Source organism: Rheinheimera sp. F8, assembly GCF_001518915.1.
Window position 1 is genome coordinate 3,472,398 of sequence record NZ_CP013656.1, and the last position, 15,754, is coordinate 3,488,151.

The following is a 15,754-nucleotide window of genomic DNA, read 5'->3' on the forward strand; positions in this document are numbered from 1 at the left end:
CGGACTAAAATGACGCCCTTTTCAGGTGTCGGCGCTGATGCTGTCAGCATGTGTCCACCTGCCCGTACATTCATTCAGGACTTTTTATGGCCGCCAGCATCATTTTACAAGCCGATCGCGATAAATCACTTAAACGCCGCCACCCCTGGGTGTTTTCCAAAGCGGTGAAACAGGTGAAAGGCCACGCCAACAGCGGCGAAACTGTCACGGTCCGCAGCGCTGACGGCGTTTTTATTGCCAACGGTGCTTATTCACCCGATTCACAGATCCGTGTCCGGGTCTGGTCATTTGATGAAGCCGAAGCCATCGATGCCGATTTTTTCCTGCGCCGCATTAGCGCCGCCTGGCAAGTGCGCCAACAGCTGTTTGACCTGACAAAGACCAACGGCATCCGTGTGGTGGCCGCTGAGTCAGACGGTCTGCCTGGCGTCACTATTGACCTGTACCACGATATCTTAGTGATCCAGCTGTTAAGCGCCGGCGCCGATTATCAGCGCAACCATATTGTCGCGGCATTACGGCAACTATTCCCCGACCATAGCATTCATGAGCGCTCCGATGTCGATGTGCGGAAAAAAGAAGGCCTGCCGCCTGTCACTGGCTGGTTACATGCGCCCCGCGACAGCGGCGAAGTCACCATTCTGGAAAATGGTATGCAAATTTTAGTGGACGTGGTGAATGGCCATAAAACCGGTTTTTATCTGGACCAACGTGACAGCCGCGCGGCCGCCGCACGCTACGCCAAAGACAACACCGTGCTGAACTGCTTCAGCTACACCGGCACTTTTGCTGTGGCAGCCTTAACCGGCGGCGCCAGTCATGTGATTAATGCCGATATGTCAGAACTGGCGCTGCAGACTGCGAAACGCAATGCAGAGCTGAATCAGCTGGATCTGAGCCAACTCGATTTTACCAAAGCCGATGTATTCAAACTGCTGCGTCAATACAAAGAACAAGGCCGTCAGTTTGATATGGTGATCCTGGACCCACCGAAATTTGCCGAAAGCAAAGCGCAGTTGATGGGCGCCTGCCGTGGTTACAAAGATATCAACCGCGTCGCGATGCAAATCGTCAAACCAGGCGGCTTTTTGCTGACGTTTTCCTGCTCCGGCCTGATGGAAGACAGCCTGTTCCAGAAAATTGTCGCGGATGCCGCGTTAGACGCCGGCCGCGATTGTTTGTTTATTGAGAAACTGAGCCAGGCCAAAGATCATCCGATCGCCAGTTTTTATCCGGAAGGTCATTACCTCAAAGGCTGGGTTTGCCTCATCAGGTAAACTTGTTTTGTTTAAAGCCCTGTGTGAACGGGGCTTTTTTGTTTTTTAATGTCATTGCAATTATTTACCTGGAAATACCTTGGACCTGTTTTCGCTGTCCAGTATGCTACTGTCACATCCCCCCCTTGGTTCCAAATGGAGTTTGTTATGAAAAAATTACTAGTCGCGCTGGCGTTGACCGCCGGTTATGCGCAAGCTTCCTGGCAACTGGATCCGGCGCAGTCATCGTTGCGTTTTGTCACAGTAAAAAATGATGTGGTTGCCGAAACGCACAGCTTTAAACAACTGCAGGGTCAGTGGGCAGATGATGGCCAGTTCAGCGTGCAGATCCCGGTGCAAGGCCTTGATACAATGATTCCGATCCGTAATGAGCGGATGCTGGAACACTTGTTTAACGCCAGCAAATTCCCACAAATCAAAGCCAGTGGCATGCTGGATGCTGGCAAAATCGGTGCATTAAAGACCGGCGCGGTGCACAACGAGAAAGTCGAACTGACACTGACGATTGCCGATCAAACACAAAAAGTGACTGCTGATATCAGCGTGGTCAAATTGGCGGACAATCGACTGCTGGCGTTTACCAAAGCACCAGTACTGGTGAAAGCCACAGAGTTCAAACTGGATGGTGGCGTGAAAAAACTGCAGGACATCGCCAAGTTAAACCGGATTGAATTGGTTGTACCGGTTAGTTTTGACGTGCAATTCAGTCGCTGATCAGGCACACAGCCTCTGGTCCTGGCGTGCTGTAACGATTCTTCCAGGCAGCGACGGCCATAAAAAAAGCTGCTGGTTTCAACCAGCAGCTTTTTTCTATTCATTTGCTATGTGACTTTCTGTCACACCGCCAACAACCGAACTTACAGTTTCGCTTCTAGTTCCGGCAGGATGGCGAACAAATCACCGACCAGACCATAGTCTGCTACCTGAAAAATCGGTGCTTCCGGATCTTTGTTAATTGCGACAATGACTTTGGAATCTTTCATGCCGGCTAAATGCTGGATAGCACCGGAAATACCGACGGCGATATACAGATCTGGCGCCACGATTTTACCGGTCTGCCCCACTTGCATATCATTCGGCACAAAACCGGCGTCAACAGCCGCGCGGCTCGCACCGATAGCCGCGTTCAGCTTGTCAGCAATACCTTCCAGTAACTTGAAGTTTTCGCCGTTTTGCATGCCACGACCGCCAGAGATAATCACTGAAGCCGCAGTCAGCTCAGGACGCTCTGATTTAGTCAGTTGCTCATCGACAAATACCGATAAACCAGCAGCAGTGGCCGGCGCCAGCGTTTCAATCACGGCGGAGCCACCATTTGGCGTCACGGCAAAGGCTGAACTGCGCACGGTAATCACTTTGATGGCATCGGTACTTTGTACGGTCGCAATCGCGTTACCGGCGTAGATTGGGCGGACAAAAGTATCGGCGCTCTCTACCGCAATAATGTCGGAGATTTGGCCGACATCAAGCAGTGCAGCGACGCGTGGCAGGAAGTTTTTCCCGTGCGTGGTCGCAGACGCCAGAATATGACTGTAGCCTGTAGCCACCGACAGCACTAATGCTGCGATTTCTTCGGCTAACTGATGTTGATAAATGGCAGCGTCAGCGACCAGTACTTTGCTGACACCCTGCAGTGCAGCAGCTTCTGCGGCAACAGCCTGGCAGTTTTGCCCGGCAACCAATACATGAATGTCGCCACCAATTGCCAGAGCGGCAGTCAGTGTTTTGGCCGTGTCGGCTTTGAGTTGAACGTTGTTATGTTCGGCAATGATTAAAATGGCCATCAGATCACCTTCGCTTCATGCTTTAACTTATCAATCAGGGTATCGACAGAATCGACTTTCACGCCGGCCTGACGGGTTGCAGGCGCTGTGACTTTTAACACTTTGATTTGGCTGTGTAATGACACACCCAAAGAATCGGCGGCAATCACGTCTAACTGCTTTTTCTTCGCTTTCATAATGTTCGGCAAAGACGCATAACGTGGTTCGTTTAACCGCAGATCAGTTGAAACGATTGCCGGCAGATTCAGTGCAACCGTTTGCAGGCCGCCGTCGATTTCACGGGTCACGTTCACTTTGCCGTCGGCCACCACCACTTTCGATGCGAAAGTGCCCTGGCCCATGCCTGTTAAGGCTGCCAGCATTTGCGCCGTTTGATTGTTATCAGAATCAATCGCTTGTTTACCCAGGATCACCAGTTGTGGTTGCTCAGTGCCAACCACTTTGGCCAACAATTTTGCCACTTGCAGTGATTCAAGGTTTTGTTCAGTTTCCAGCAGAATGGCACGGTCAGCACCTAAAGCCAGCGCAGTGCGCAGTTGTTCCTGGGCAACGCCAGGTCCAATTGAGACTACGACTACTTCGGTCGCCACACCCGCTTCTTTTAACCGGATCGCTTCTTCTACTGCAATTTCACAGAAAGGGTTCAGCGCCATTTTGACATTGGCCAGGTCGACGCCGCTCTGGTCGGCTTTCACCCGCACTTTTACGTTGTAATCAATCACCCGTTTGACCGGCACCAGAATTTTCATCAATGCACACCCCTGCTGTTTTCGGGTCAAGTTTACGTGAAGGTAAACTTCAGACCATTTCAATGCCGGACAATCTAACCAGTGTTGACGTTAACGTCAACCTGAAATACCCTTGCCGGCAACGCTTTTAAAAAAACTACACAAGAATAGCAGCCAACTGTTATTAAACAGTTGATGCAGCGCAAATCACAGCAGCGAGGTGGCAAATGGAACGGGAATCGATGGAGTTTGATGTAGTCGTAGTCGGTGCCGGTCCGGCGGGCTTATCAGCAGCAATTAAACTGATGCAGCAGGCCAAAGCCGCAGGCTCTGAACTGACCGTTTGTGTCGTGGAAAAAGGCTCTGAAGTCGGCGCCCACATTTTATCCGGTGCAGTGTTTGAGCCGCGGGCACTGAATGAACTTTTGCCGGACTGGCAGGAAAAAGCCGCGCCTTTAACCACAGCAGTCAGCCAGGACGATATCTATTTACTGCAAAACGCTGATGATTCGCGCCAAATTCCGCATTTTGCCGTACCAAAAACCATGCACAATACCGGCAACTATATTGTATCGATGGGCAATGTCTGCCGCTGGCTGGCTAGCCAGGCCGAAGCACTTGGCGTCGAGATTTTCCCTGGGTTCAGTGCCGCCAGTCTGATCATTGAAGACAATGTGGTCAAAGGTATTGTGACCGGTGATATGGGGCTGGATAAGCATGGTGAGCAGAAAAACAGCTTTGTCGCCGGCATGGAACTGCGGGCCAAATACACGCTATTTGCTGAGGGCTGTCGCGGCCATCTGGGTAAAGAACTGATCAAACATTATCAACTCGACAAAGATTGCTCTCCGCAACACTATGCGATTGGTTTTAAAGAAATTTGGGATATTGATCCGAATAAACATCAGGCGGGCCTGGTCGTGCATACCGCTGGCTGGCCGCTGGAGCAAGGCACATCTGGTGGCGGTTATCTGTACCATGCAGATAACAATCAGGTAGTCGTAGGCCTGATTATTGACCTGAACTACAGCAATCCGCATTTAAGCCCGTTTGACGAATTCCAGCGTTACAAACACCACCCGGTGGTTGCACAGTATCTCAAAGGCGGAAAACGGGTTTGTTATGGCGCCCGCGCCATCGCTAAAGGGGGTCTGAACAGCCTGCCAAAAATGACTTTCCCAGGCGGACTGTTATTGGGCTGTGATGCCGGCACCCTGAACTTTGCCAAGATTAAAGGCAATCACACGGCGATGAAATCCGGCATGCTGGCCGCAGAAACGGTGTTTGAAGCACTGAGCCGCGGTGATAGCGGTGGTCAGGATCTGCAAAGCTTTAAAGGCCGCTTTGAACAAAGCTGGTTGTTTGACGAGCTGTATCGCTCGCGCAATTTTGGCCCGGCCATGCACAAATTCGGCTCTATTCTGGGTGGTGCCTTTAACATGGTTGACCAGAACTGGTTTGGCGGCAAACTGCCGTTTACGCTGAAAGACAACAGCGTCGACCACGCCAGCATGAAACCAGCGTCGGCCTGTGCCAAGATCGTCTACCCAAAGCCAGATCAACAACTGAGCTTTGATAAATTATCATCGGTGTTTTTGTCCAACACCAACCACGAAGAAGAGCAGCCCTGCCATCTGCAGCTGATTGACAGCAATATTCCGATCAAGGTTAATCTGGCTATTTACGACGAACCGGCCCAGCGCTATTGCCCGGCTGGTGTCTATGAAATTGTTGGTCAGGAAGCCGGTGAGCCGCGCCTGCAAATCAATGCGCAAAACTGCATTCACTGTAAGACCTGCGATATTAAAGATCCGTCGCAAAATATCCGCTGGGTTACGCCGGAAGGCAGTGGCGGCCCGAATTATCCGAACATGTAATTTCTCAAAGGCAGCACAAGCTGCCTTTTTTCTACCTGCATGCCAACAGCCAGAACACCACGTCAGTGCAGTAAAGCTGCAATAAAGCCGGCATCTGTTGAAATTCGGCCTGAACTCAGTATGATCGGCGTTTTTCCTCATTCAGGACTCGTCTATGGCCTTCTCCGCCGCTCTGTTGTTTGCCGCTGCTGCGGTCTCTGCCCCACACGATAACTTCAACGCCACTTTGTGGTATCAGACGTCGGCAGAATTTCGCGCCAACAGTCTGCAAACTTACAAGATGGCCAGTTTGACGTTAAAAGACGCGCTGAGCGACAGAAACTGGTCGGCACTGCCAACCCAAACCAGCGATTTCCAGCAGCTGCCACCAGCCATCATTGTCGACATTGATGAAACCATTCTGGATAACTCACCGGCTGCGGCGCAGGCCATTCTCGAGCAGGATCATGGTTTTAATGGCAAACGCTGGGATAACTGGGTGGCCGCAGCCAAGGCCAAAGCAGTGCCGGGCGCGGTCGATTTCCTCAATCTGGCCGGAAAAAATGGCGTGACCGTGCTGTACATCAGTAATCGGGAATGTGCACCAAGAGCCGCCAGCAAAGAGAGTTGCCCACAAAAAACCGATACGCTGAAAAACCTGCAAGCCACTGGTATTCAGCAAGTCGACGCCAGTCAGTTATGGCTGAAGTCCGAACAAAAAGACTGGACCTCTGAAAAAGAAAGCCGCCGGTTAAAAGCGGCGCAACAATACCGCGTCATTATGTTGCTCGGCGATGATTTTGGTGATTTCCTGCCTCAGGTGAAAAGCAATATCACCCCAGCCAAACGCTTTGAGTTGGTGGAAAAGTACCAGCCATACTGGGGATCTCGCTGGTTTATGCTGACTAACCCAACCTACGGCTCTTGGGAGACCATTCTGCAGCAGCCGAAACAACAATATCTGCAAGGCTTTTGATCTGTTCAGTCAGATTGGCCATGGCATAGCACGATGCCATGGCTAAATTGCGGAGATCTGCAGATTGTTACTGTTACAGGGGTTAAATCGGGTATAAACTCGACAAAATAGCGGTTTTATCCTGAACAGCGCGGAAGATGCGCAGAATATAAACGATCGGTAGCCACCGACTGGAACCATCTGTAGTCTGGCCCTGACGTTTCGGAGTGCATAACATGAATGACCCCATGGTGCTTGATCTCGACTGGCTGCAAGGCGATAAGCATCATTCCGTGCGGCTGACGCTGGATGATACGCCTGTTTCAATTGGGCGCGATCCGGTCAACCTGCTGGTCCTGCATGACAGTAGTGTGTCGCGCCAACATGCCGAAATTTTTCTGACCGCACAAGGGCCAGCACTGCGCGACAAAGGCTCACGTTTTGGCACCCAGCTTGATCAACATTTATTGCAACAGGCCCAAAGTGCCCTGCTGCCGCCGCAATGTGAATTATTGTTTGGCCGGCAAAAAGTTTCGTTGCGATACGAAGCGGCACAACACCATGAACAGGATTTTGCCGTCTGGGCGTTACATGATCTGCAACACCGCATCGACGATATGCAACAACATAGCCTCGGCGCTTTGTTACAGCTCAGCCAGCAAGCGCAGCCGCTGTCAGAATTACAACAACATCTGTGTCTGCAGTTCCAGCAATTGCAACAAGCGGCACAGCAATGGTCAGCGCAAAACAGCCTGTTGCAACGCCTCAATACACTGGTCAATCAGACGCAAGGTTATCTGGTATTGCTCGAACATGCAGTGCCGATGATTGCTGAAGTACTGGGCGCCCGCCGTGGTTTTGTGCTGATGGCGGATAAACGCGGGCAAACATTACAACGGCAAGCCTGCTGGAACTATGTCCCGCCACAAGCGACTGACGGTGTTGTTTTTAGTGAATGGATCGCCCGTGAATGTTTTGAACGCCAGGAATTCAGGTTGCTGTCTTCCGGGCAATTGACCAACTTTGCCGAGCCGCGTCCTGATGCCGAAGTCACCGGTGTATTGGCCATGCCGCTGCAGGCAAATGGCGAAACGCTGGCCCTGCTATACCTGGACACCAGCCATGCCGATGGTTTTAACCAGCTGCAGGAAACGTTCTGTAAAACTCTGCAGGCTCAACTTGGTCTGGCGTTGAAAAACGCCATTACCATCAGCCGGGCGCTCTGTGACGATCTGACAGGCTTGTGCAGCCGCAGCATGCTCGAAGAACAAATCACTTTGTCGATGGAACAGGCCAAACGTTATGGCCAGCCGTGCAGTCTGATTTTTATCGATTTAGATAACTTCAAGCAAATCAATGACCAATACGGCCATTTTGCCGGCGATGAAGTATTACGCTGCGTCGCCGCTCTGTTAAAAACACTGGCCCGAAAGGCCGACCGGGTTGGCCGGTTGGGTGGCGAAGAATTTGTTGTATTGGTTAATAACACCTCCCCGGACAGCGCATTGATTTATGCCGAGCGGATCCGCGCCGATATTGCCGCGCTGGAACCACTGGTGAGCGGCGTTACGCTGAAAATTACCGCCAGTATTGGTGTCGCGGGCTTTCACCATGCGCTGCACAATCTGGCCTACCGCTTTATTGATTGTGCTGATCAGGCGATGTATCAGGCAAAAAACAGTGGCAAAAACCGCGTGTGCGCGCACAAACCCGCCACGCTGCAACTGCTTGATACCGCCAGCGAGACGTTCAGATCTGGCTCCAGGGGTTAAAGCAGCGTGATCTGTCAGCAGTGCGACATGCCGAATCCAGTCTTATCGGGCCAATGTGACTTCTGTCAGTCTGAGTTCCCGTCGCAGCTGGATACCTGGATGCCTGCAGAGGCTTCCGATCAGGCAAAGCCTCTGGCCGAGATGCCGTCTGCCGCGCCTTATGGCCATTATCAGTTACTGCGCCAGGCCGGACAAGGTGGCATGGGCATTGTTTATCAGGCCTATGACGCGGCCCTGCAACGCCCGGTTGCTCTCAAAGTGCTGCAGCTACAACGCCAGGGCCAGTTTCATCAGCAGCAATTGCTGGAAGAAGCCCGCGTTGCCTCCTCGTTACAACACCCGAATATCGTCACTGTGTACGATATCTCCCGTGCCGAGCAGCAAAGTTACATCGTCACCGAATGGCTCGAAGGTCAAACGCTGGACCAGTACTTACAACGGCCGCTAAGTTTGCCGGATAAATTGCATTTGCTGCAGCAGATCGCCGCAGGTCTGGCGAGTGCGCATCAGGCCGGCGTGATCCACCGCGATTTAAAGCCGAGCAATCTGATGATCTGCCTGCCGGCGCAACAAGTCAAAATTCTCGATTTTGGCATGGCTAGCCGGCAACGGCGGCTACAACAGCAGGCTGAAACCGAAGGCGCCGGCTTACCGCCGATGTTGTCCAGTCAGCTCAACACGCAATGGTCACAACACACCACGGCGCATCAAATCAAAGGTACTTTGCCTTATCTGGCACCTGAGCTGCTGCAAAGCGACGTTGATGCCAGCATCCAGAGTGACGTCTTCGCCTTTGGCGTGATCATGTACGAGCTCTGTTATGGCGTGCATCCATTTCTGCGGGACACTGCCGATGCAACGATGCAGGCGATTGTGCAACAGATCAAACAACCACCGGTGCACCCGGTAGAGTTGCCGCAATCGCTAAAAAACCTGATCGACCAATGTCTGGCCCCCCATCCGTCGCAACGTCCGGCGGATCTGAGTAAAGTCGCCATATTCTTAGTGAAACTGCAGCAGGAATTACTGCAACGCCAACGCTTGGGCATCTGGTATCCATTAGCACGCTGGCAATTCTGGGCCGTAATCACTCCATTTATCCTCGTCGTCAGTTTATGGCTGGGTCAGCAAAGCGTGGATAAACAGAGTTTACTCAGTCAGGGCAAAACCCTGGCGCTGCTGCCGCTGCAAAATATCGGTGCAGATCCGTCGGTACAACAATTCCTGACCGGCATGTCGCTCAGTTTGAGCCAGGATTTAGCGCAAATCGGCCAGCTGAACGGCAATGTCTGGGTATTACCGCCTGCAGAACTGGGTCAGCTCAAAGAAGTCAGTACTAAAGCCATTTACCAGCAATTTCAGACCGAACTGGTGATCAATGGCAGTTTGCAGCACCTTGGCAATACCCGGCGTTTGTCGCTCAATCTGCAAAACGGTGCGGATGGCCGCATCCTGAAATCTACTGAAGTTGATTTGGCATTAGACAACTGGGATTTGGCGCAGCAGCAAGTCAGAACTGAGCTGGTACGCCTGTTGAACTGGCAGCTGCCGGATGCTTTACCACTGTCCAAAGGCAGCGCGACCAATGATACGGCGTATAAAGCGTATCTGACCGGCATCAGTTATTTGTATCGCCATGATTACAAAGATAATATCGAGAAGTCGCTGCAACAACTGCAGATCGCGGTACAAACAGATCCTGAGTTTATCGAAGCGCGTTATGCCCTGATCGATGCCATGTTACAGACGGCACGAGTTCGCGATATCCACCACTGGTTACCACAGGCAGAGCAATTAACTAACGATTTGGCGCAGCAGCTGCCTAAAAACAGCAGGTTACTGGCGCTACAAGCTGAAATTGCTAAATTACACAGCGACTATCCCCGGGCCATCGAACTGTTCAGTCAGGCGCTGCAACTGGAACCTGCCAATGCCATGTTGATCCATGGTCAGGCCCGTGCTTTTGACCTGGCTGGCCAAACCGCTGCCGCTGAACAACATTTTCAACAAGCGGCAGAGATCAGCCGAAACTGGTATTTTATCAATGCGCTCGCAGTGTTTTATTATCAGCATCAGCAGCTGGACAAGGCTGAACGCAGTTATCGCGAACTCGCCGGTTTAGCACCTAATAATGCGCAAGTCTTGCAGACATTGGGCGCAATTCAATTCAGCCGCGGCGATTACCCGGCGGCGTTGACGACATTTAAACAAGCGGTCGCCATCGACAACGACGCCGTGAATCATTCGAACATCGGGACTTTGCTGTTTTATCAGCAGAAGTACGCCGAGGCCAGCGCGCACTTTGCGCTGGCTGTCGAGTTAAAACCAGACAATTACCAGCTTTGGGGCAATTTGGCAGACAGCTATCGCTGGGCGCAACAACCGGACAAAGCGCGAGAAAGTTATCAGCAAGCGATCCGATTGGTCAGTCTGCTGTTGGAGAAAACGCCAAAGCTACAAAACGCACGGCTCAGACTTGGTCTTTATCTGGCGAAAAACGGCCAAAGCCGGCAAGCCCTGCAAGAACTCAAGGCTACAGGTACTTTGAAGAAACCGCAGCAATTGATCAATGCAGCGCAAATCTGTGAGATTAGCGGAGAACGCCAACAAGCCGTCGACTATCTGCAAGCCGCACTGGCGTTAGGTTATGACTTTGATTCACTGCAATCTGAACCAGAATTCAGACAACTATTGCAGCAGCAGGTGCTGACGCGCCCCGAAGGCAACAAGCCCGCCAGCACCATATAGTTGAAAGGTAATCATCAACATAACGTGACAGTCTAGTCTTCAACGTCTCCGCCATTCACGATGATCTCAGGATCCCGCTGGAAAATGGTGACTGTACCGCTGCTGTTCTCTACCGTAACGTAAATCGCATAAGCATTGTACTTCGCGACTTTAGCCTCTGCGGTGTCAAGACTGATGGTTTTCTCCGCCGTGTAAACATTACCGTTTACCTGCAAATCACCAAACGAATAACGCAGCGAATTACTGACATCAAATGGATTGTTAAAATACAGGCCCCAGTCCAGCAAGGTCTGCCCACTATTATTGGTCAGGACAAATTGCACTGACTCGCCTTTGTCGGCTGTGATTGATTTCTGACCCGGCGCAAACTCAATTTTTCCGGCGCTGGTCAGGGTAAAATTTTGCGAAACCATCTGAACTCCTGATTTTTATTTGACGTTAAAAAAACTTCCGAGATCAAGGCAGTGGCTGACCCCGGCTTGCGACATACAGCGCATACCAGTGTTCCCGGCTAAGCGTTACATCAAGCGCCTGACTACAAGCACGGATCCGGGCCGGATTAACGGTGCCAATCACTGGCTGAATACCGGCCGGATGGCGCAATAACCACGCCAGCACAATGGCTTCAGCACTGACCTGATACTCCGCAGCAAGCCGTGCCACCAGATCAGCGGTGCGCTGTTCACTGGCTGACAGATCTTGGCCAGCGCCGCTGAAACGGCCTTGCGCCAGACTGCCCCAGGCCTGAATTTGTACTTTATTCAGCTGACAATATTCTACAGTGCCATAACCGAAATAATGGCCAGCGCCTTGTGGCATGCCAGTCAGCACATTCGCTTCCAGCCAGTCCAGATTGGCCAGGCTCATTTGCAACTGGTTGACGACCAACGGTTGTTGCAGTGCCGATTGCAGCAATTGTTGCTGCGGCGCACCAAAATTAGACACGCCAAACTGCCGGACTTTGCCGCTTTGCTGTAACCGGTTCAGCACTTCTGCCACTTCGTCGATTTGCATCAATGGATCAGGACGGTGCAGTAACAGAATATCCAGATACTCAGTTTGTAGCCGGCGCAGGCTTTGCTCGACGCTGTCGGCGATATATCCGGCACTGAAATCATAGCGACCGACATGGTCAGCATCGGCAAAGCGGATCGCGCATTTACTTTGTAGCACCAGGCATTCCCGCAGTTCTGGCTGAGCAGCCAGAAACTGACCAAAAACAGCCTCCGCTTTGCCACGGGTGTAGATATCCGCGTGGTCAAAACAATTAAAACCCAGTTCCAGCGCCGCTTCGATTGCGCTAAATCCCTGTTGTTGCTGCTCAGCGGTGGTTTGTGGTGAATTCCAGTCACCTCCAAGGCCCATACAACCAAACACCAGCGGGGACACATCGGGAAAATATTGTTGTAAAGCCAGCATTTAACTGCTCCTTTCTGATAGTTGTGCCGAGTCTAACTGAGATAAAGATTGTGTCCAAGCCTGTCGCCATTCGGCAGCAACAACAAATGGATGATCGAGGCAACAAAAGCAGTTAAAGTCCGTTATACACTCGGCACTTTGTTGTGGAAATCTATGTCCCGACTCACATTGTTATGGATATTGGCAGGGCCTGCTTGCCTGCTGTTTTTCAGTCTGTGGAACATTCCAGGCTTAACTGGCACTGCCAGTTTACTCTGCGGTATCACCGGCTGGATGGTGATTTGGTGGATCAGTGAAGCAGTTCCGATCCCTGTTACGTCGTTATTGCCGATGCTGTTGTTTCCGCTGTTTGGCATCAGTAGTGCAGAAGCCGCGACGTCGCCCTATGCACATCCGCTGATTTTTATGTTTTTTGGCGGTTTTTGTTTGTCGATTGCGCTGGAAAAAACCGGCTTGCATCAACAAATTGCTGTGCGGGCGTTACGCCTGGTAGGTAGTGCGCCGGCAAATCAATTAGCAGCCCTGATGGCCATCACGGCGTTTTTATCCATGTGGATGTCCAATACCGCCACCGCGGTCATGATGCTGCCAATAGCGCTGTCGGTCGTCGCCGTGGCACCTCTGCAACAACAAAAGGTACTGGCGCCAGCGTTGTTATTAGGCGTGGCCTATGCGTCCAGTATCGGTGGCATTGCAACTTTAATCGGCACGCCGCCAAACGCGCTACTGGCGGCCTTTCTGGAAAAAACCTATCAAATCAAACTGGGATTTGGTCAGTGGATGTTATTAGGGGTTCCACTGGCGTTGTCGATGCTACTGGTTTGCTGGTTCTGGCTCAGCCGGGTCTATTTTCGCCTGCATTTAATGGCGCCTGTAACCCAGAGTGCGCAAGACAATGCAACAGCAGTGACGAGGCCACAACGGCTGGTTGCGGTGATTTTCTTGATCACCGCACTTTGCTGGATTTTCCAGCCGCTATTAAGCCAATGGAGCGGCCTGGCTCTCAGCGATACAGTGATTGCGCTCAGCGCGGCGATGTTGTTATTTCTGCTGCCGGTGCGCCACCCGCTAGCGGAAAACTTTGCTGCAGCAGTACAGCCGGTCCTGAACTGGCAAGACAGCGAAAAGCTGCCCTGGGGCGTGTTGTTATTGTTTGGTGGCGGTTTGAGTCTGGCCGGTCAATTGCAACAACATGGTGTGTCTGATGCGTTGGCACAGTGGTTTCAGGGATTACATGGGGTGCCAGCGTTGCTAATCATCGCCGCAGTGGCGCTGCTGATTGTGTTTTTAACCGAATTGACCAGTAATACCGCTGTGGCTGCAGCCTTTTTGCCAATATTAGGCCCGGTCGCGCTCAGTCTGGACTTATCACCGCTTTACCTGCTGGTGCCTGCCGCACTGGCAGCCAGCCTTGGCTTTATGATGCCGGTCGGTACGCCCCCCAACGCGATTGTATTTGCCAGTGGTCAGCTCAATATCCGCGACATGATCAAAGCGGGTGTCGTGCTGAATATTTTCGGGGTCGTCCTGATCACGCTCTGGTGTCAGCTGATATTGCCGTTCTGGCTTTAGGACAGGATCAGTCCCCACTTAAAACAACAAACCGGGCAAAAGCCCGGTTTGTTCATTGTGCCTTTGCCATTTGCTAAGCGGCTTGCATGGCGTTTTTGTTCTTCCGGTATTGCACCAGACCAATCACTGAGGCGGCGATCCAGAATATTTCAATGACAAAACTAGCCAGATTGAAGTTAATACAAAGGCTGAACAACAAAAACAAAGCACCAATCAGGTTCATCAGATTGTACGTCAGACCTTTGGGTGACACTTTGTTCAGTTGTAACAGGAAAAACGCACCGACCACCAACGATGTGCCGGCCATACCGATAATATCTGCAAGCAGATCCATAATGAAGTTTCCACAAACAAGCTGAAGTTCGTCCAAAACAGGCTGGCCCTTTCCGTGGGGAGGACGATTCTCTGGCATCCAAAGATGCTTCCGTGAGACAGCTTGGCCGGGAGCGGCTGCCGCTTAAATCAGCAATGGCAGCTTTCCCATAAAAAGCAAAAAGGTCTTTGTTTCCAAAGACCTTTTTGCTTTTATTTGGAGCGGGCAACGAGACTCGAACTCGTGACCTCGACCTTGGCAAGGTAGCGCTCTACCAACTGAGCTATGCCCGCATAAATTTGTACTTACTGCTATGGTGTTGACAGTAAGTGGTGCCCGGGGCCGGACTTGAACCGGCACGCCCTTTCGAGCGAGGGATTTTAAATCCCTTGTGTCTACCGATTTCACCACCCGGGCAGACAACATTTTTTACTGTGTATTTAGTTGATTACAACTAAATGGAGGCGGGTCCCGGAGTCGAACCGAGGTGGACGGATTTGCAATCCGCTGCATGGCCACTCTGCCAACCCGCCATCAAGACACTCTTCAGATTATTTGGAGCGGGCAACGAGACTCGAACTCGTGACCTCGACCTTGGCAAGGTAGCGCTCTACCAACTGAGCTATGCCCGCTTCATCTGAAAAGGCGTTTGCCTTAACACGAGCTGCATTCTACTGGGTTTAATAAATCCGTCAACTCAAAACTTGGCACTGCTGAACTGATTGCTCAATTTTTAGCAGACTTGCAGTTTTTGTGCGCGAAGCGCTTAATTTTGTTGCAGATATTTCCAGGCCGCCTGCAAATAAACCACCATGGACCAGACGGTCAGCACAGTGGCAATAAACAATAACAACATACCTAAATCGGTGATCCAGTTCACCGGCTGCCAAATTAACCCGATTAACGCCAGCATTTGCGCTGCGGTTTTCAGTTTGCCCATTTCCGACACTTTAACCTGCGCGCTTTCGCCGAGACCAGCCATCCATTCGCGTAAACCGGAAATGATTATTTCGCGGCTGATCATGACAAAAGCCGGAATGGTCACCCATAAAGTCTGCATATCAACAGCAATCAGTACCAGTGCGGCAGCGACCATTGCTTTATCTGCGACCGGATCCAGAAATGCACCAAAAGCGGTGGATTGTTGGAGTTTCCGCGCCAGATAGCCATCTAAAGCGTCGGTAATAGCCGCTAGCCAGAACACAAAAGCGGCCAGAAAACGGGCATGTTCATGGGTTGAATAAAAGCAGAAAACAAAGACAGGAATTAAAAAAATCCGGAACAAAGTTAACAGGTTAGGCACATTCCACATCAATAAATCTCAATTCTG

At 51.5% G+C, this 15,754-nt stretch carries 13 protein-coding genes and 4 tRNA genes; 7 read left to right on the forward strand and 10 right to left on the reverse strand.

Features of this window, described 5'->3' with window-relative positions; genetic code table 11:
• The first annotated feature begins 86 nt into the window (after positions 1 to 86).
• Together ATY27_RS15490 and ATY27_RS15495 are read left to right on the forward strand one after the other, a co-directional pair.
• Positions 87 to 1,277, forward strand: a complete 1,191-nt coding sequence (locus tag ATY27_RS15490; protein ID WP_208931520.1) for a class I SAM-dependent methyltransferase — start codon at positions 87 to 89, stop codon at positions 1,275 to 1,277.
• Between the two features lie 147 nt (positions 1,278 to 1,424).
• Positions 1,425 to 1,991 (forward strand): YceI family protein, encoded by a 567-nt coding sequence (locus tag ATY27_RS15495; RefSeq protein ID WP_208931521.1) that lies wholly within the window; start codon positions 1,425 to 1,427, stop codon positions 1,989 to 1,991.
• A gap of 143 nt (positions 1,992 to 2,134) precedes the next feature.
• Here ATY27_RS15495 and ATY27_RS15500 read toward each other — a convergent pair whose 3' ends face one another.
• Positions 2,135 to 3,061 carry an FAD-binding protein gene (locus ATY27_RS15500; RefSeq protein WP_208931522.1) on the reverse strand — a complete coding sequence of 309 codons (927 nt, stop codon included), beginning with the start codon at positions 3,059 to 3,061 and terminating at the stop codon, positions 2,135 to 2,137.
• Positions 3,061 to 3,810, reverse strand: a complete 750-nt coding sequence (locus ATY27_RS15505) for an electron transfer flavoprotein subunit beta/FixA family protein (protein WP_208931523.1) — start codon at positions 3,808 to 3,810, stop codon at positions 3,061 to 3,063. Before ATY27_RS15505 ends, ATY27_RS15500 begins: the two co-directional genes overlap by 1 nt.
• A 185-nt stretch (positions 3,811 to 3,995) precedes the next feature.
• On the opposite strand from ATY27_RS15505, the gene ATY27_RS15510 reads away from it, so the two are divergent.
• The 4 genes from ATY27_RS15510 to ATY27_RS15525 all read left to right on the forward strand — a co-directional run bounded on the left by ATY27_RS15510 (position 3,996) and on the right by ATY27_RS15525 (position 11,120).
• Positions 3,996 to 5,666, forward strand: a complete 1,671-nt coding sequence (locus ATY27_RS15510; protein ID WP_279614581.1) for an electron transfer flavoprotein-ubiquinone oxidoreductase — start codon at positions 3,996 to 3,998, stop codon at positions 5,664 to 5,666.
• Positions 5,667 to 5,820: 154 nt separating this feature from the next.
• Complete coding sequence (locus tag ATY27_RS15515; RefSeq protein ID WP_208931525.1) at positions 5,821 to 6,621, forward strand: HAD family acid phosphatase; 801 nt, start codon at positions 5,821 to 5,823, stop codon at positions 6,619 to 6,621.
• A 215-nt stretch (positions 6,622 to 6,836) separates the two neighbouring features.
• On the forward strand, positions 6,837 to 8,372 hold the full coding sequence (locus ATY27_RS15520) for a diguanylate cyclase (protein ID WP_208931526.1): 1,536 nt from the start codon (positions 6,837 to 6,839) through the stop codon (positions 8,370 to 8,372).
• A gap of 27 nt (positions 8,373 to 8,399) precedes the next feature.
• Complete coding sequence (locus ATY27_RS15525) at positions 8,400 to 11,120, forward strand: serine/threonine-protein kinase (RefSeq protein WP_208931527.1); 2,721 nt, start codon at positions 8,400 to 8,402, stop codon at positions 11,118 to 11,120.
• A gap of 32 nt (positions 11,121 to 11,152) precedes the next feature.
• On the opposite strand, the gene ATY27_RS15530 is transcribed toward ATY27_RS15525, so the two are convergent.
• Together ATY27_RS15530 and ATY27_RS15535 are read right to left on the reverse strand one after the other, a co-directional pair.
• Complete coding sequence (locus tag ATY27_RS15530; protein WP_208931528.1) at positions 11,153 to 11,533, reverse strand: hypothetical protein; 381 nt, start codon at positions 11,531 to 11,533, stop codon at positions 11,153 to 11,155.
• A 43-nt stretch (positions 11,534 to 11,576) separates the two neighbouring features.
• A complete protein-coding gene (locus tag ATY27_RS15535) occupies positions 11,577 to 12,539 on the reverse strand; it encodes an aldo/keto reductase (RefSeq protein ID WP_208931529.1) in 963 nt (320 codons plus the stop codon).
• Between the two features lie 153 nt (positions 12,540 to 12,692).
• On the opposite strand from ATY27_RS15535, the gene ATY27_RS15540 reads away from it, so the two are divergent.
• Complete coding sequence (locus tag ATY27_RS15540) at positions 12,693 to 14,111, forward strand: SLC13 family permease (RefSeq protein WP_208931530.1); 1,419 nt, start codon at positions 12,693 to 12,695, stop codon at positions 14,109 to 14,111.
• Positions 14,112 to 14,184: 73 nt separating this feature from the next.
• Here the strand turns inward: ATY27_RS15540 and ATY27_RS15545 are convergent, their stop codons facing one another.
• The 6 genes from ATY27_RS15545 to pgsA form a co-directional block, all read right to left on the reverse strand.
• Complete coding sequence (locus ATY27_RS15545) at positions 14,185 to 14,445, reverse strand: permease (protein WP_208931531.1); 261 nt, start codon at positions 14,443 to 14,445, stop codon at positions 14,185 to 14,187.
• Positions 14,446 to 14,641: 196 nt separating this feature from the next.
• Positions 14,642 to 14,717, reverse strand: a tRNA-Gly gene (locus tag ATY27_RS15550).
• A 37-nt stretch (positions 14,718 to 14,754) separates the two neighbouring features.
• Positions 14,755 to 14,841, reverse strand: a tRNA-Leu gene (locus tag ATY27_RS15555).
• A 42-nt stretch (positions 14,842 to 14,883) separates the two neighbouring features.
• A tRNA-Cys gene (locus ATY27_RS15560) sits at positions 14,884 to 14,957 on the reverse strand.
• Positions 14,958 to 14,980: 23 nt separating this feature from the next.
• Positions 14,981 to 15,056: transfer RNA gene (locus tag ATY27_RS15565), tRNA-Gly, on the reverse strand.
• A 134-nt stretch (positions 15,057 to 15,190) separates the two neighbouring features.
• On the reverse strand, positions 15,191 to 15,736 hold the full coding sequence (pgsA, locus tag ATY27_RS15570; RefSeq protein ID WP_208931532.1) for a CDP-diacylglycerol--glycerol-3-phosphate 3-phosphatidyltransferase: 546 nt from the start codon (positions 15,734 to 15,736) through the stop codon (positions 15,191 to 15,193).
• Between the last annotated feature and the right edge of the window lie 18 nt (positions 15,737 to 15,754).

Coding starts and splice junctions, on each gene's coding strand:
- ATY27_RS15490 (WP_208931520.1), top strand. CDS start 87: ATGGCCGCCAGCATCATTTTACAAGCCGATCGCGATAAATCACTTAAA.
- ATY27_RS15495 (WP_208931521.1), top strand. CDS start 1,425: ATGAAAAAATTACTAGTCGCGCTGGCGTTGACCGCCGGTTATGCGCAA.
- ATY27_RS15500 (WP_208931522.1), bottom strand. CDS start 3,061: ATGGCCATTTTAATCATTGCCGAACATAACAACGTTCAACTCAAAGCC.
- ATY27_RS15505 (WP_208931523.1), bottom strand. CDS start 3,810: ATGAAAATTCTGGTGCCGGTCAAACGGGTGATTGATTACAACGTAAAA.
- ATY27_RS15515 (WP_208931525.1), top strand. CDS start 5,821: ATGGCCTTCTCCGCCGCTCTGTTGTTTGCCGCTGCTGCGGTCTCTGCC.
- ATY27_RS15520 (WP_208931526.1), top strand. CDS start 6,837: ATGAATGACCCCATGGTGCTTGATCTCGACTGGCTGCAAGGCGATAAG.
- ATY27_RS15525 (WP_208931527.1), top strand. CDS start 8,400: ATGCCGAATCCAGTCTTATCGGGCCAATGTGACTTCTGTCAGTCTGAG.
- ATY27_RS15530 (WP_208931528.1), bottom strand. CDS start 11,533: ATGGTTTCGCAAAATTTTACCCTGACCAGCGCCGGAAAAATTGAGTTT.
- ATY27_RS15535 (WP_208931529.1), bottom strand. CDS start 12,539: ATGCTGGCTTTACAACAATATTTTCCCGATGTGTCCCCGCTGGTGTTT.
- ATY27_RS15540 (WP_208931530.1), top strand. CDS start 12,693: ATGTCCCGACTCACATTGTTATGGATATTGGCAGGGCCTGCTTGCCTG.
- ATY27_RS15545 (WP_208931531.1), bottom strand. CDS start 14,445: ATGGATCTGCTTGCAGATATTATCGGTATGGCCGGCACATCGTTGGTG.
- pgsA (WP_208931532.1), bottom strand. CDS start 15,736: ATGTGGAATGTGCCTAACCTGTTAACTTTGTTCCGGATTTTTTTAATT.